This window comes from Candidatus Pelagibacter sp. PS_11 (assembly GCF_059417975.1).
The window spans coordinates 1,151,311-1,166,344 of sequence record NZ_CM182075.1 but is presented as its reverse complement, the minus strand read 5'-3'; the positions used below and the strand labels follow the sequence as shown (position 1 = coordinate 1,166,344).

Below are 15,034 nucleotides of genomic sequence, written 5' to 3'. Positions count from 1 at the left end.
TGAGCAAATTATAGTCAAGCTCGAATAAGCTAAAAATTGTCCTTTAAATCTCTCAATTTTGAAAAGTTTTCCTCTGTACCTGATCTAAGAAAAATATTGCACTCTAATTCCTCTTTAATCGTAGATGGAATAGTAGGTAGGTTTTTTTTTAATTTTTCATCTATAAGTTTAATCTTAACTTTAAGGCTTTCATTGTCTTGGTCATGTGTAATACAAAATTTAGAGTTTTGTTTGGTATATTCATGCCCACAATAGATCTTAGTTTTTTCTGGTAGAGCTTTTATTTTCATTAATGAATTATACATCTGTGAGTATGTTCCTTCAAAAATCTTACCACAACCAAGTGAAAAGAGGGTGTCTCCAGTAAAAACAGACTCTTCATTGTAAAAATAAAAACATATATGGCCAAGGGTATGACCAGGTATATGAAATATTTTAGCCTGGAAATTTTCTTCGTGCCAAATGTCCTGATCACCAACAAGTATATCTATTTCTGGAATTCTATCTTTGTCTCCTTTGTATCCAATAACATTAGCTCCATATTTTTCTTTTAATTCTTTATTTCCCCCAACATGATCATAATGATGATGTGTATTTAATATATATTTTAAATGAATATTTTTATCTTCCAAATATTTGATAACAGGTTTTGCTTCACTAGGGTCAATCACACATGCAATATTTTTAGCTTTATCAATAATTAGATAAGAATAATTATCCTGTAGACAGCGTATTATTTGAATTTCCATTTAACTTTCAATTAAAAAAATACCCAATTCTGCAGATAAATTTTTAGTATTTAGATTAAGTTTATTAATAGAGGATATCTTTTCGTTATGTAGAGCTAATGATTTATCTAATTTAATTTTTCTATTTTCACAAAAATTATAAAAATCTTTTATAGTGCACATATGAAGGTTGGGAGTATTGTACCACTCATCAGGTAGATTTTTTGTAATTGGCATTGTTCCTTTAATTAATAGATGAAGTCTAACCTTCCAAAAACCAAAATTAGGTATTGTAACAATAGCTTTTTTGCCAACTCTTAATAGTTCTTTGATAACTATTTCAGGATTTAAAAATGCTTGTAATGTTTGACTTAAAATAACGAAATCAAAGGAACTGTCAGGAAATTGTAATAGATCTTTTTCTGCATCACCTTCGATAACAGTTAGTCCTTTTGATAAACATTTTTGAACATTATCTTTTGAGATTTCTATTCCTCTTATGTCTATTTCTTTATTATATTTAAGATATTCCATTAATATGCCATCTCCACACCCCACATCTAAAACTCTAGTATTTTTTTCAATTAAATCGGAGATTATTTTAAATTCTTGTTTCATGTTTAGTTTTTAGAATAAGCTGTTTTAATATAGTCACCTAGAGTATTTAAAAATTTAGGAACTTTTAAAAGGAATGAATCGTGCCCTTTGTCAGATTCAATTTCAACAAATCCTACCTCAGCACCTATAGCATTTAAGGCTATAACAATTTCTTTATTTTCAGAGGTTGGATAAAGCCAATCAGAAGTAAAAGATATAATAAGAAACTTAGTTTTAGTTTTTTCAAATGCTTTAGATAAATTACCATGATGTTCTTTTACTAGATCAAAATAGTCCATTGCTCTTGTTATGTATAGGTAGCTATTGGCGTCAAATCTATCAACAAATACAGATCCTTGATATCTTAAGTAGCTTTCAATTTGAAAGTCAGCATCAAAACCAAATTTCAAATCATCTCTTTCTTGTAACTTCCTTCCAAATTTTTCCTGAAGACCGTTTTTAGACAAATAAGTTATATGAGCGGCCATTCTTGCAACAGATAAACCTTTATTAGGATTTTTATTTCGATTGGAATAATCACCATTCTCCCAATTAGCATCAGCCATAATTGATTGTCTACCAAGTTCATTAAAGGCAATGTTCTGTGCCGAATGACTAGCTGTACAGGCTATTGGAATAGCAACTTTTGCTTTATCAGGGAAGTTATTAACAAATTGAAGTGTCTGCATACCACCCATTGATCCACCCATAACAGCAAATAATTTTTCAATATTAAAAAAATTTAAGAGATTAAATTGTGCATTAACCATATCATTAATAGTTATGACTGGAAAAGTAGTACCATATTTTTTATTGGTATCAGGGTTAATATCACTAGGACCAAATGAACCCATGCACCCACCAATAACATTTGCACAAATTACAAAGTATTTATCAGTATCAATAGCTTTACCAGACCCAACAGCATAAGACCACCAACCTTCTTTTTTAGTAATTGGATTTATTCCAGATACAAATTGATCACCAGTCAAGGCATGAAAAATAAGAATAGCATTATCTTTATTCTCATTTAGAGAGCCATAAGTCTCATAAGCAAGAGAATAATTATTGATAGTTTGCCCACAATCTAATTTTAATGGTTTATCAATTATAATATTTTTTATATTCACATTTATATTCATAAGTATTAGCCAAATTTGAATTGTGAGACAAAAAAACTTATTTAGCGGTTTTTTTTAAGCGCTCGCAATTCAGTTAAATCAGCGCATATTTTTTGTACTAGATAGCATTTCTTATGTCAATTTTTTTAAAAAATGACTTATTCTATATGAAAGGATAATATTTTATTTATAAGGTAAATTTAATTAATACAATGACAGTTCCAAAATTTAAAAAATTCAAAATAGAGGCTTATAAACCAGGTAAGTCAAATATAGCAAAAATACGAAATATTATAAAATTATCAGCAAATGAGTCAGCTCTTGGTGTAAGCCCGAGAGTAAAGAAAATTTTACAGAATAAAAAATTGTTAATATCGAAGTATCCAGACGGTAAAGCAAAAAACTTAAGAAAAGAAATTTCAAAGAAATTTAAGTGTGATTTTGAGAGAATAATTTGTGGTGCAGGGTCAGATGAAATTATTCAAATGATTTGTCAGTTATACTTAAAACCCTCTGATGAAGTGATTGTTCCTCAATATAGCTTTTTAATGTACAGGATATATGCACAAATAGTGGGAGCAAAAGTTGTTTTTTCTAAGGAAAAAAATTTTAAAGTTTCGATAAATGAAATTATTAAGAAAGTAACAAGAAAAACCAAGCTTGTTTTTATTGCTAATCCAAATAACCCAACGGGAACATACTTAACTAGAGCAGAATTAATAGACTTAAGAAAAAAATTAAATAAAAATATTTTACTAGTTTTAGACGATGCGTATTTTGAATATATGAAAAATAAAGATTATAAATCTGGTTTAGATTTATTTAAAAATAAAGATAATGTTGTTGTGATAAGAACTTTTTCAAAAATATATGGACTGGCCTCCTTAAGAGTTGGCTGGGGTCATGGGCCAAAAAAAATTATATCTGCAATGAACTTAATTAGACCGCCATTTAATGTAAATCAAGTTGCACAGATGGCAGCAATAGAAGCTTTAAAAGATAGAAAATTTATTAATAATTCTGTGAAACACAACATTAGAGAAGCAAATAAAGTTAGAAATGTTTTACAAAAACTAAAAATTCTTTCAAATGAAGTAACAGCTAATTTTTTATTATTAAATTTCGATAGATGTAAATTTTCAGCTAACTATATTTTTAACAAACTGCAGTCAAAAGGAATTATATTAAGATCTACAGATGATGGGTATAATATTAAAAACAAATTAAGATTAACAATTGGATCAACAAAAGAGAACATGAGATTCATAACAACAATTAAGGCTATCTTTAATTGATTATGAAAAATATTTTAATTATAGGCTGTGGTTTAATTGGTTCTTCATTATTAAGAGCAATTTCTGAGAAAAAAATAGCTAAAAAAATATTTGTCTATGAAAAATCAAAATCAAATATTTTAAAAATCAAAAAATTAAAATTACCATGTGAAATTACAAATGATTTAAAGCAAATTATCCCAAACTTAGATTTGATAATATTTTGTACTCCACTAGGAGAATATGAAAAAATAATTTTAAAGATAAACAGATATTTATTACCCAAAACTATTATTACAGATGTTGGATCATCCAAAGAAAAGTCTATGGATTTAATTAAAAGAAAATTAAAAAAAGGAATTTTTTGGACATCCAGTCACCCTATTGCAGGTTCAGAAGTTAGTGGCCCAGAAAATGGAGTAAAAAATTTATTCCTTAATAAATGGTGCATATTAATAAAAGAAAAAAATACCAACAGAAAACATCTTCTGATACTTACCAAGTTCTGGAAAAAAATTGGTTCAAAAGTTGCAATTATGGACTCAAAAAAACATGATACAGTTTTTTCTATGACCAGTCATTTGCCTCATTTAATTGCATATAATTTGGTTAAAACAGCTACAGATTTTGAAAAACAGCAAAGATATGAATTAATAAAATTTAGTGCCGGTGGTTTGAGAGATTTTTCAAGAATTGCTGCATCTAATGAAATTATGTGGAGAGATATTTTTTTTAATAATCAAAAAAATATTTCAAAAGTTATTGATCTGTTTATTAAAAATTTACGTTCATTTAAAAGAGATATTCAATTTAAAAATAATAAATCTATTATTAAAAAATTAGTTAATACTAAGAAGGTTAGGAAAAAAATAATTAAGTTAAAACAAGATATTAATAAGCCAGATTTTGGAAGAAATTAGTATTTTATAGGGGATATTTTTTTTACAGTTAATTTTGCTGTTCTTTCAATTCTATTTATTGTCTCTTTTATATTCATAATTAAAACTTTCTTTTCAGGACCATATGCATGAATTAATTTTTGAGCGTTAATACAGACAGCAACATGACCTTTCCAAAAAATAATATCACCTTTTTTAAAAACTTTACTTCTATTTTTTTTTGCTGAATATTTTATTTGGTCTTTTGTGTCTCGTGGATAAAATTTATTATTATAGTAAAAAAATAATTGTAAAATAGCAGAGCAGTCTATACCTCTATAAGTTTTACCACCCCATAGATATTTAATTTCTAAAAACATTTTTAATACTTTTAAATAATCTTTTTCTATATGATTAATTTTTTTTATATTACTTTTCTTAATCCATTTATTTTTTTCAAACTCTATGAATTTTTTATTTTCATTAATTATTGAAATTCTTGATGCAAAGGGTAAAAAATTTTTTGTTTTATTTTTTTGTTTATTATAAATATTTGTTTTTAAAGTAAATATTTTATGAGTTGGTTGGTGATCTTTTGTGTAATCTTTATTTTTTATGTATCCAGTATAATTATCGAATAAAGCCTTTATTTTTATCCAACTTTTATTCCTAGATATAATCTTAAATTTTTCCCCATACAAAATTTGAGAGGTAACCTCAGAAAATATATTGGGCTTTTTATAGATATTTGATAATGGTTTTTTATAAAAATAACTATCTTTCATGAAGTTTTAATTTATCTTTTATAAACCACAAACAAATTAAAGAAGGTATTACCATGATGGCAGTAATGATAAAAAATACTCCCCAATCTCCATTAAGCCAATCTACTAATGCTCCAGATGATGATGCAAGTGTAGTTCTGCCTGCAGTTCCAATTGATGCAAGTAACGCGTATTGGGTTGCAGTATATGTTCGGTCTACTAGTAATGAAATAAATGCTACAAATGCAACTGTTGCAAATGCTGCTGCTATATCATCAAATATGACAGCTACTGCGAATAATAACTCGGATTTATCACTCCATGCTAAGACTGTGAATAATAAGTTAGTTGCAGCCATTAATATTCCTGCAACAAACATTGCTTTTAAAACACCAGATCTAATTACAAAAAGTCCACCCAGCAATGTAAACATAACTGTAGTAATCCAACCTAAAGTTTTAGAATAAATTGCAATATCACCTTTAGAGAAGCCTATTTCTTTATAAAAAACTATCGACATACGTCCAAGAAAGGCCTCACCAATCTTAAATAAAAAAATAAAACTTAAAATTCCAACAGCAATTGTAAAACCATTTTTCCTAAAAAAGCTTATTATAGGGCCACCTAATGTGCTGCTTATCCATGTTATAAAATTAGTTATAATATTTTTTGATCCAAGTTTACTTTCTATAAGCTTATCAGTTTCTTTTTGTTTTTTTTGTCTGTCAGTATAAAGAGGCTCATGGACAAACATCAAACCTATATTCATTAAAATTACTAAAATTCCTAAAATTAAAAATGTAATTTGCCAGTAATTTGTAACACCCATATTCTCTAAATATTCTGCTGTAAATAAAGCTATTACACCACCTAATTTGTATCCACTCCACCAGCCAACAACAGCCATAGCAGCGCCAGCGGCCATTGATTTACTTTCGTGTTCGCCTATTTGTTCAATTCTTAAAGCATCAACTGTAATATCTTGTGTCGCTGATGCTATAGCAATAATTAAACCAACTGTAATTAGTAGCGCAAGGTTTTCGGTAGGATTAATGAAACTCCAAGTAACAAGACAAGCTAAAATTGCAATTTGCATTAAAACTATCCAGCCTCTTCTATGACCAAGTTTTTTTGTTAGGTAGGGTATTTGAAATCTATCAATAAGGGGGGCCCATAAATAATTAAAAGCATAAACAGCAAATATTAGTCCTGCCCAACCAATTGTTGATCTGCTTAAGCCCTCTTCTTTGAGCCATAGACTTAAACTGCTCCCAATTAAAACCCAGGGAAAACCAGAGATTGCACCTAATAATAATATTCTAAGCATTCTCTTATCAAAGTAGACAGCAAAAGTTTCTGATAAGGATTGTTTTTTAATTTCAATCATAGTTAATTTCTCCAAAATGATGGAAGAAATAATACAAGTATAGCAAATAATTCTAACCTACCCAATATCATTCCAAGACTTAAAATCCATTTAGATATTTCCGGTAAGCTTGAAAAATTGCCATTAGGGCCAATTGTAGAGCCCAATCCTGGACCAACATTTGAGATAGAAGTTGCAGCTCCAGAAATTGAAGTAACAAAATCTAGACCACTTAAGGATAAAAATGCAGTTATTAAAAAAAATATAACCAAATAAAGAAAGATAAAAGAAATGATGGAAGCCATAAATTTATCATCAACATTATTTTTATCATATTTTATTATGAATATGCCTTTTGGATAAATAATCTTTTTTAATTGATTAATAATAAAAAGGTATAAAATTTGAATTCTAAAAATTTTAATTCCACATGTGGTAGAACCAGCACAACCACCAATGAACATTAAAGTTAGAAAGAAAATGAGTGGAAAATTACCCCATCCATCAAATTCTCCAGTAACATATCCCGTTCCACTTAAAATAGAGATAACATTAAAACAAATAGTCCTAATATTTATTTGAGAAACATCTTTGTTGTGAAAAAGTAAATAAATAAAAAGTATAATAATTGAAAAAATAATAATTTTTAAAAACGATTTTATTTGAACATCAGAGATAAGAATTTTTCTGTCTCCATTTAAAAATTTTATATAAGCAATAAAAGGTAAACTCCCTAATATGATGAAAACCATGGATGATATTTCGATAGGTAGACTATTAAAATATCCAATAGATTCGTTATAATTTGAAAAGCCACCAGTTGCTATCGTGGTCATTGAATGAGTTAAGCTATCAAAAATATTCATACCAAAAATTTTATATGTAGAAGCACAAAGCACGGTTAGACCTAAATAAACGTAAATTAGTCTAAGTGAAATTTCTTTTGATTTTGGTAATAGTTTTTCAGAAGAATCATTACTTGAAATTTTAAACAATTGCATTCCACCAACATTCATTATTGGCATTAAGGTTATTGCCATTACAATAATACCAATTCCACCTAACCATTGAAGCATTGCTCGCCACAAAAGTATCGATCTTGGAGCACTCTCTAAGTTGGAGATAATTGTCGACCCTGTCGTGGTGATTCCAGACATACTTTCAAAGAAAGAGTCAGTAATTGAAAGTTCAAGAGTAGAAAAAATAAAAGGTAAAGAACCAAATATTGCAATACTTAACCAAGAAAGAGCAGTTAATAAAAACGCTTGTTGTAGATTTAATTTTTTATCATGATTTAAATTTGTTAAAAAAAATAAAACACCAAATATTATAGAAATTATAGAGCCTCCAATAAAAGAGGAGTCAATTTCTGAATATATAAGCTGAGCTATAATTGGAATCATCATGGAAATTCCAAGAATAATTTGCAAAACACCCAAGGTAAAAAAAACAGTTTTATAATTAGACATTTTGAAAGAACATTATTTTATGGTAAATAAATTTCAACTCTATAAGAATTAATAAAAACACCAAATATAAGATATTTGTTATTAAACAAAGTGATTGAAAAAGATAATTTAGATAAAACTAACGCATGGCCCTTTGTTGAGGCTAAAAAATTACTGCGTGAAAGAAAGTCCTTTATTGATAAAAAAGGTAAAATAATTTTACAAACTGGTTATGGTCCAAGTGGGCTGCCCCATATAGGTACATTTGGTGAAGTTGCAAGAACATCGATGATGGTTAATGCTTTAAAACAACTCACAGATATACCAACGGAAATCATAACTTTCTCTGATGACATGGATGGCTTTAGAAAAGTTCCAGAAAACGTTCCAAATCAAGAGCTCTTAAATAACAATCTTCATAAGCCTTTAACTCAAGTGCCAGATCCATTTAAAAAATTTTCAAGTTTTGGCGAACACAATAATGAAATGTTAAAAAATTTCTTAAATAAATTTAATTTTGAATATAATTTTCAAAGCTCTTCAGTTCTTTATAAGAGTGGTTTTTTTAATCCCACATTACAGATAATACTAGAAAATTATCAAGGTATTATGGATATAATTCTTCCAACACTAGGGAAAGAAAGACAAAAAACTTACAGTCCATTTTTACCAATTTGTCCAGACACCGGTAAGGTTTTAGAAATTCCAGTTTTAGAAATACTAAAAGAAAAATCCAAAATTATATTTGATAATAATGGAAAAAAACTTGAGGTAAGTATCTTCGATGGGAATTGCAAATTACAATGGAAAGTAGATTGGGCAATGAGATGGTACGCTCTTGATATAGATTTTGAAATGTATGGAAAAGATCTAATTGAAAGTGCAATATTATCATCAAAAATAATCAAGTTAATTGGAAAAACAAACCCATCTGGGTTTGCTTATGAGCTTTTTTTAGATGAAAAAGGAGAAAAAATATCCAAATCAAAAGGAAATGGAATTACAATTGATCAGTGGCTGGAGTATGCATCACCCGAAAGTCTTTCATTGTATATGTATCAAAATCCCAAAAGAGCAAAAAAACTATATAAAGAAATAGTTCCCAAAACAGTCGATGAGTACTTGGACTTTATAGAAAAAGCTAAAACACAAAATGAGTTACAGCTATTAATGAATCCTGTTTGGCATGTGCATAATGGATTAATTCCTAAAGAAGATACTATTATGAGCTTTTCAATGCTTTTAAATTTAGTAGAAACGAGCAATGCAGACTCTAAGGAGTTACTTTGGAAGTTTGTAAAAAAATATAAAAAAAACCTTTTAGAAAAAGAACACCCAATTTTTGATAATCTTATAGGTTATGCGATTAAGTATTTTAATGACGTAATAAAATTACAAAAAAAATACAAAACCCCTGATGCAAATGAAAAAGTCGCATTAGAAGCACTGGTTAAGTCTCTTGATAGCTGCAATGATAAGATGTTGCCTGAAGATATTCAGACATTAATTTATTCAACGGGAAAAGAAAATGGTTACGCAGAAAACTTGCGTGATTGGTTTAAATTAATTTATGAGGTTGTTTTTGGAGATGAAAATGGACCAAGAATGGGATTTTTTATAAGTTTTTTTGGAGTAAACGAAACTAAAGAGTTAATTAAAGAAAAAATAAAATAATGTTTTCAAAATTCAGATCACTAATTTTCAAAATTGATCCTGAAACTGCTCATAATTTAGCAATTAAGTCTTTAAAACTAAACATATTACCAAACATAGCTGATCAAAATAAAGGAGATCCAATATTTAAGACTAATTTATTTGGTAAGAATATAGATAATCCAATAGGAATGGCTGCCGGGTTTGATAAAAATGCTGAAGTTTATAACCCACTGTTTAAACTTGGGTTTGGTTTTGTTGAAGTAGGAACAGTTACCCCACTTGAGCAATATGGAAATCCAAAGCCAAGAGTTTTTAGGTTGGTTGAAGATCAGGCTCTTATAAATAGGTTAGGTTTTAATAATTTAGGAGCAGAAAATATTAGCCATAGAATTAGATCTAATTCACATAAAGGTTTATTAGGAATCAACATAGGTCCCAATAAAGATAGTGAAGATAGATTAAATGATTATTTGATTGGACTTAGAAACTTTTATGATATCGCTGACTATATTACAGTTAATATTTCTTCGCCTAACACAGAAAATCTAAGAGCTTTTCATGATGAGACTAAATTTGATCAATTGTTGAATGCAATAGAAAAAGAAAAAGTTAAACTTAAATCAAAAATTCCAATTGTAGTAAAAATCTCTCCAGATATTTCAGACGAACAAATTGAACTAATAAGTAAAATTTTAATTAAACATAAAGTTAGTGCAATAATTGTTTCAAACACAACAGCTAAAAATAGAGAAAAATTGAATAATATTTTAAAGCATCAAAAAGGTGGGCTATCAGGCAAGCCACTAGAGGAAGAGGCCAATAAACTAATAAGTAAGTTTTATAAACTGCTTAAGGGCAAGATTGAAATTATAGGTGTAGGAGGTGTGGACTCGGGAGAAAGTGCTTATAAAAAGTTTCAGGCAGGAGCTAGCTATGTTCAGTTATATACAGGAATGGTTTTTCAAGGACCAAACATTGTAGGAAAGATAAAAAAAGAGCTTAAAGAAATATTAATTGACGAAGGTATTAAGAATTTTAAAGAAATAATAGGAAAGAAGGTGACTAATTGATCCTAATAAACTTGACGAGATCATGAACACATCTTATATAGTCACTAAATATTATGTCTAAAAAATGTGAATTAACTGGTAAAATTCCTATGAAAGGTCACAATGTTAGTCACGCTAACAATAAGACTAAAAGAAGATTTCTACCTAATTTAAAAAAAGCTAAATTTACAAGTGAACTTTTGAAAAGAAGTCTAACTTTAACTGTTAGTAATGCCGGTGTTAGAAGCGTTGATAAAAAAGGTACTTTTGATCAGTTTTTAAAGACTGTAAAAAATAAAAATATTTCGCCTAGACTAAAAAAATTAAAAAAAAGTATATTAATTAAATCACCTTTTATTAAAAAAGTACCAAAAGCATCTCCTAGTAAATCAGCTTAATGAAAAAGTTTTTTATACTACTCTCATTTATAATGGGAGTTGTTGTCTTAACTTCAAATTATTTAGTACAATTTCCAATCAATTATTCTGGTTTAGAAGAAATATTAACTTATGGTGCTTTTAGCTATCCAGTTGCTTTTTTAATTACGGATCTGGCAAATAGATCTTATGGCAAGGTTGTAGCTAGAAAAATTGTTTATGTTGGTTTTATTATAGGGATTGTATTTACTCTTTTCTTTTCAACAAATTTTGCAGACTTAATTTCAGTTAGAATTGCTATAGGTTCAGGTATAGCATTTATGGTTGCACAGTTGTTAGATGTTCAAATTTTTGACTATTTAAGAAAAAAGAAATGGTTTGTTGCTCCATTAACTTCTTCGTTAATTGGGTCTACTGTTGACACATTTTTATTCTTCTCCATCTCATTTTATGCAACGGGAATACCATGGGTCACTTTATCTCTAGGTGATTTAGCTGTTAAAATATTTGTTGCTTTAGCAATGTTAATTCCATTTAGATTATTATTAGGAACTTTTAAAGCTTCAAAAGCTTAGTATAAAAATTTGTATGACAATATTTTATAAGCAAGTTTTGCTACAAGAAAATTGTAAGAATTAAAACCTTTTATAGGTGAAAGTTCATTTATATCTGCACCAACAATATTAGAGTTTTTAGCAGCTATCCGTATGATATCTAAAGTTTCATCCCACAATAGTCCACCTGGTTCAGGTGTGCCTGTTGCGGGCATTATGCTTGAATCTAAACCATCAACATCAAATGTTAAATAAACTGTTTTATTCTTTATCATTTTTTTAAATTTTTTTAGATCCCATTTATTTTTGTCTTTTGCCCAAAAGATATCAATCCTAGATGAGTTTTTTTTTAAGAATGGTATTTCACTTTGAGATATATTTCTGATCCCAAATGAAATTATGGAAACATTTTTATGATCAAGACATCTCTTAATAGCTGAAGCATGTGAAAATTTTTCACCATTATAACTCTCTCTTAAATCTGCATGCGCATCAAAATGTAGTAAACATATATCTTTGTATTTTTTTACAAATGGAGCAATACATCCAGGTGTTATTGAGTGCTCTCCACCAAAAGTGATTGGAAATAATTTTTTATCTAATATTTCTTTATTTATATCAGACATCTTTTTAAGAGCTTTTTTAATGTCTTTATCAATTTTAAATGGTTTTAAAGTTTTGATCCCAATTTTTTTATAGGGCTCACAATGTAACTCTTCATCATATAGCTCTACTTGATGAGATGCTTTGATGATTTCTTTAGGGCCATTACGAGTGCCACCACCATAACTTACAGTTTTTTCTAAACCAAATGGAACAACTACTACTTTTTCTTTAAAATTAACATCATTGTCAATTCCTAGAAAACCATTTTTATTAGAAAGATATTTCAATTTTATTTAAATATTTTTGAGAAGTTTTTTCTCGTTCTATTTTTCCAATCACCTTTATGATAAGCATCGCTTGCAATCAAAGGAAGGACACTAGTTGCTTCTGCAAAAACCATTTGTTCTTTTGCAATATCTACTTTACCCCACGAGCTTGCCTCTTTTAATGTAGAGCTGCTGCAAGCACCATCTCTAGAGTCTGCTACTGTAATTTGAACTGCATATTTATGCATCTCAACCTCTTTTCCTAAAAGTTCAGCACAAATAACAGTATCTTGAACAAAGTTTTTAGGAACTCCTCCACCAATCATAAATAAGCCAGATCCTTTTGATTGAATCTTTATTTCAGTTAATTCACGAAGCTCTCTAATAGAATCTATCGTAATATGGTTTTTAGGATTATTTTCTTGATGAGTGACCAATCCAAAACCAGCACTTGAGTCTGTAAATGCAGGACAAAAAATGGGAACATTATTGTCATATGCAGTTTCAATTAAAGAATCTTTTTTTTTAGAATTTTTCTTTAAATATTTTCCCATTTCATAAATAAATTCTCTTGATGTGTAACTTTTAGGATCAAGTGTATCTGCTATTTCACATATTTTTTGATCACATTCCTGTAATTCATCTTCATCAATATATGTATCGTAAATTCTATCTATATAGTTTTTTCTTAATTCAGTGTCATCTTGAAATTGTGAACCTTGATAATGTTTAAAGCCTAAAGCTTCAAAAAAATCCATATCAACTATTGAAGCTCCTGTAGCAATAATTGCATCAACCATATTGTATTTAACTAAATCTTTATAAATATTCATACATCCCGCAGCAGAAGTGGAACCAGCAAGTGTTAAAAAAATTGTACAATCCTTATCTTGAATCATTTCATTAAAAATGTTGGCTGCATTTGCTGTTTCTCTTGAAACAAAAGACATTTTTTCCATTGAGGAAATTATCTTTCTTGCATCAAACGATGTAATATCTATGTGTTCAACTGGATTTTGTAAGAAGCTTTTTTTGCTATTATGAGTTAAATTTTTGTTTTCTGACATTAGGCAACTAGTATACCCTTATTGCTGTCTTTACCATACATGGTCATTATTGGCTCATCTTCTACTTCATAAATCTCATTAGAATAAAAACCATTAAATTGAGTTCTAAAAGTTAGACCGTAGGCTCCAAGCTGACCTAGTTCAATATAATCATTTTCTTTAATATTATTTGGAAGTAAAAATGGCCCTTTCATGTAATCCATGCTATCACAGGTGGGGCCATAAAAATCAAAAGCAGTTAATTTTTTTGATATTATCTTGCTAGATTTAATTAAACGAGATGGGTAAACCATATTTGGTGTACCAGCATCAAAAAGAGTTCCGTATGTTCCATCATTTATATAAAGTTTTTGTTTTTTTCTAAGATTTACTCTGACAATTGTAGAACCACTTTCTGCAACTATTGCTCTTCCAGGCTCACATAATAATTCTGGAAGTTTTTCTAGTTCTAAATTAGTTAAACTTTTTTTTATTTCTTCAAAATAATTTTCTAAAGGTTGAGGTACTAAATCAGGATAGATTGCAGGAAATCCACCACCAATGTTTATGTAATCAGGAATAATTTTTGTTTTTTTTATTATGTTTCCAATCTCTCCAATTCCTTTTGCATAAGAAATTGGGTGCATACATTGAGAACCAACGTGAAAACTTAAGCCGATTTTTTTTGCATATTGTTTCGTTAGTCTTAATAAACCAGTAGCTTCAGAGGTTAAAACACCAAATTTTTTAGATAGATCTATTTCAGCATGTTCATTTGAAACAGCAACCCTTACAAATAGTTCAAGATCTTTTGCTTGATTGGTTGCTTCAATAATTTTTATTAATTCATCTTTAGTATCTAAAGAAAAAGCTTTAATATTGTAGTTAAAGTAAGCTTCCTTAATACTTTCTCTGCTCTTAACAGTATGCATATATGAGCATTTTGCATCAGGGGAGATAGCTCTTATGTCTTTAATCTCTTGAATTGAAGCTACATCAAAGTTTTCAATTCCACTTTCTACTATTGTTTTTAAAACCTCAGGATGTGAGTTAGTTTTAACAGCATATAGAACTTTACCAGGAAATTTATTTCTAAAATAAGTAGAAGCAGACTGTATAGATTTTTTTCTAATACAATAAATAGGCTTTTCTGGTTTTAGTTGATTTATAAGCTCATCAACTGTTTTAAATTTTTGCATTTCATATGTCCCCAAAAAAAATTTAATAAAAAAAAGTTCTTAAATACTTAAAAACTTTCATATAAATCATGCAATTAAGGCAATACTTAATTAATGTAAAGCAAA

Annotated in this window: 15 protein-coding genes; 6 read left to right on the top strand and 9 right to left on the bottom strand. The window is 28.5% G+C overall.

The window, feature by feature from the left end; translation table 11 throughout:
* Positions 1–29: 29 nt before the first annotated feature.
* The 3 genes from gloB to metX are packed head-to-tail and all read right to left on the bottom strand — an operon-like array spanning position 30 to position 2,467.
* Entirely contained in the window at positions 30–749 is a 720-nt protein-coding gene (gloB, locus tag AC5SLT_RS06135) for a hydroxyacylglutathione hydrolase (RefSeq protein WP_494591722.1), read from the bottom strand.
* Positions 750–1,346: a methionine biosynthesis protein MetW gene (gene metW / locus AC5SLT_RS06130; protein WP_027306900.1), complete on the bottom strand. Its 597-nt coding sequence runs from the start codon at positions 1,344–1,346 to the stop codon at positions 750–752.
* Positions 1,347–1,348: 2 nt separating this feature from the next.
* Positions 1,349–2,467, bottom strand: a complete 1,119-nt coding sequence (metX, locus tag AC5SLT_RS06125; protein WP_494591720.1) for a homoserine O-acetyltransferase MetX — start codon at positions 2,465–2,467, stop codon at positions 1,349–1,351.
* 191 nt (positions 2,468–2,658) lie between these two features.
* On the opposite strand from metX, the gene hisC reads away from it, so the two are divergent.
* Entirely contained in the window at positions 2,659–3,741 is a 1,083-nt protein-coding gene (hisC, locus tag AC5SLT_RS06120; protein ID WP_271616246.1) for a histidinol-phosphate transaminase, read from the top strand.
* Positions 3,742–3,743: 2 nt separating this feature from the next.
* Positions 3,744–4,640 (top strand): prephenate dehydrogenase, encoded by an 897-nt coding sequence (locus AC5SLT_RS06115; protein ID WP_494591718.1) that lies wholly within the window; start codon positions 3,744–3,746, stop codon positions 4,638–4,640.
* Here AC5SLT_RS06115 and AC5SLT_RS06110 read toward each other — a convergent pair.
* The 3 genes from AC5SLT_RS06110 to AC5SLT_RS06100 are packed head-to-tail and all read right to left on the bottom strand — an operon-like array spanning position 4,637 to position 8,197.
* On the bottom strand, positions 4,637–5,383 hold the full coding sequence (locus tag AC5SLT_RS06110) for an NlpC/P60 family protein (protein WP_271626386.1): 747 nt from the start codon (positions 5,381–5,383) through the stop codon (positions 4,637–4,639). The genes AC5SLT_RS06115 and AC5SLT_RS06110 overlap by 4 nt on opposite strands.
* On the bottom strand, positions 5,373–6,749 hold the full coding sequence (locus tag AC5SLT_RS06105) for an AmpG family muropeptide MFS transporter (protein ID WP_494591715.1): 1,377 nt from the start codon (positions 6,747–6,749) through the stop codon (positions 5,373–5,375). Before AC5SLT_RS06105 ends, AC5SLT_RS06110 begins: the two co-directional genes overlap by 11 nt.
* Before the next feature lie 2 nt (positions 6,750–6,751).
* Positions 6,752–8,197 (bottom strand): TrkH family potassium uptake protein, encoded by a 1,446-nt coding sequence (locus AC5SLT_RS06100; protein WP_494591714.1) that lies wholly within the window; start codon positions 8,195–8,197, stop codon positions 6,752–6,754.
* Positions 8,198–8,272: 75 nt separating this feature from the next.
* Here AC5SLT_RS06100 and AC5SLT_RS06095 point away from each other — a divergent pair, with 75 nt between their 5' ends.
* The 4 genes from AC5SLT_RS06095 to AC5SLT_RS06080 are packed head-to-tail and all read left to right on the top strand — an operon-like array spanning position 8,273 to position 11,833.
* Entirely contained in the window at positions 8,273–9,850 is a 1,578-nt protein-coding gene (locus tag AC5SLT_RS06095; RefSeq protein ID WP_494591713.1) for a lysine--tRNA ligase, read from the top strand.
* The gene (locus AC5SLT_RS06090; protein ID WP_494591711.1) at positions 9,850–10,902 is read left to right on the top strand and encodes a quinone-dependent dihydroorotate dehydrogenase; all 1,053 of its coding nucleotides are present in this window, start codon (positions 9,850–9,852) and stop codon (positions 10,900–10,902) included. The genes AC5SLT_RS06095 and AC5SLT_RS06090 overlap by 1 nt, the downstream gene beginning before the upstream one ends.
* 53 nt (positions 10,903–10,955) lie before the next feature.
* Entirely contained in the window at positions 10,956–11,279 is a 324-nt protein-coding gene (gene rpmB, locus AC5SLT_RS06085; RefSeq protein WP_494591710.1) for a 50S ribosomal protein L28, read from the top strand.
* Entirely contained in the window at positions 11,279–11,833 is a 555-nt protein-coding gene (locus AC5SLT_RS06080; RefSeq protein ID WP_494591709.1) for a queuosine precursor transporter, read from the top strand. Before rpmB ends, AC5SLT_RS06080 begins: the two co-directional genes overlap by 1 nt.
* On the opposite strand, the gene speB is transcribed toward AC5SLT_RS06080, so the two are convergent.
* From speB to AC5SLT_RS06065, 3 genes are read right to left on the bottom strand one after another with little or no spacing between them, the layout of a single operon-like run.
* A complete protein-coding gene (gene speB, locus AC5SLT_RS06075) occupies positions 11,830–12,705 on the bottom strand; it encodes an agmatinase (RefSeq protein ID WP_494591707.1) in 876 nt (291 codons plus the stop codon). The two genes, AC5SLT_RS06080 and speB, sit on opposite strands and share 4 nt — an antisense overlap.
* Positions 12,706–12,707: 2 nt before the next feature.
* A complete protein-coding gene (locus AC5SLT_RS06070; protein ID WP_006997705.1) occupies positions 12,708–13,751 on the bottom strand; it encodes a 1,9-bis(guanidino)-5-aza-nonane synthase in 1,044 nt (347 codons plus the stop codon).
* Entirely contained in the window at positions 13,751–14,929 is a 1,179-nt protein-coding gene (locus tag AC5SLT_RS06065; RefSeq protein ID WP_494591705.1) for a type III PLP-dependent enzyme, read from the bottom strand. The genes AC5SLT_RS06070 and AC5SLT_RS06065 overlap by 1 nt, the downstream gene beginning before the upstream one ends.
* Positions 14,930–15,034: the final 105 nt, after the last annotated feature.

Bases quoted from the DNA above. Each gene is read 5' to 3' on its own strand.
- AC5SLT_RS06080 (WP_494591709.1), top strand. From the start codon at position 11,279: ATGAAAAAGTTTTTTATACTACTCTCATTTATAATGGGAGTTGTTGTC.
- AC5SLT_RS06110 (WP_271626386.1), bottom strand. From the start codon at position 5,383: ATGAAAGATAGTTATTTTTATAAAAAACCATTATCAAATATCTATAAA.
- AC5SLT_RS06070 (WP_006997705.1), bottom strand. From the start codon at position 13,751: ATGTCAGAAAACAAAAATTTAACTCATAATAGCAAAAAAAGCTTCTTA.
- rpmB (WP_494591710.1), top strand. From the start codon at position 10,956: ATGTCTAAAAAATGTGAATTAACTGGTAAAATTCCTATGAAAGGTCAC.
- AC5SLT_RS06115 (WP_494591718.1), top strand. From the start codon at position 3,744: ATGAAAAATATTTTAATTATAGGCTGTGGTTTAATTGGTTCTTCATTA.
- gloB (WP_494591722.1), bottom strand. From the start codon at position 749: ATGGAAATTCAAATAATACGCTGTCTACAGGATAATTATTCTTATCTA.
- AC5SLT_RS06090 (WP_494591711.1), top strand. From the start codon at position 9,850: ATGTTTTCAAAATTCAGATCACTAATTTTCAAAATTGATCCTGAAACT.
- metX (WP_494591720.1), bottom strand. From the start codon at position 2,467: ATGAATATAAATGTGAATATAAAAAATATTATAATTGATAAACCATTA.
- metW (WP_027306900.1), bottom strand. From the start codon at position 1,346: ATGAAACAAGAATTTAAAATAATCTCCGATTTAATTGAAAAAAATACT.
- AC5SLT_RS06105 (WP_494591715.1), bottom strand. From the start codon at position 6,749: ATGATTGAAATTAAAAAACAATCCTTATCAGAAACTTTTGCTGTCTAC.
- hisC (WP_271616246.1), top strand. From the start codon at position 2,659: ATGACAGTTCCAAAATTTAAAAAATTCAAAATAGAGGCTTATAAACCA.
- AC5SLT_RS06065 (WP_494591705.1), bottom strand. From the start codon at position 14,929: ATGCAAAAATTTAAAACAGTTGATGAGCTTATAAATCAACTAAAACCA.
- AC5SLT_RS06100 (WP_494591714.1), bottom strand. From the start codon at position 8,197: ATGTCTAATTATAAAACTGTTTTTTTTACCTTGGGTGTTTTGCAAATT.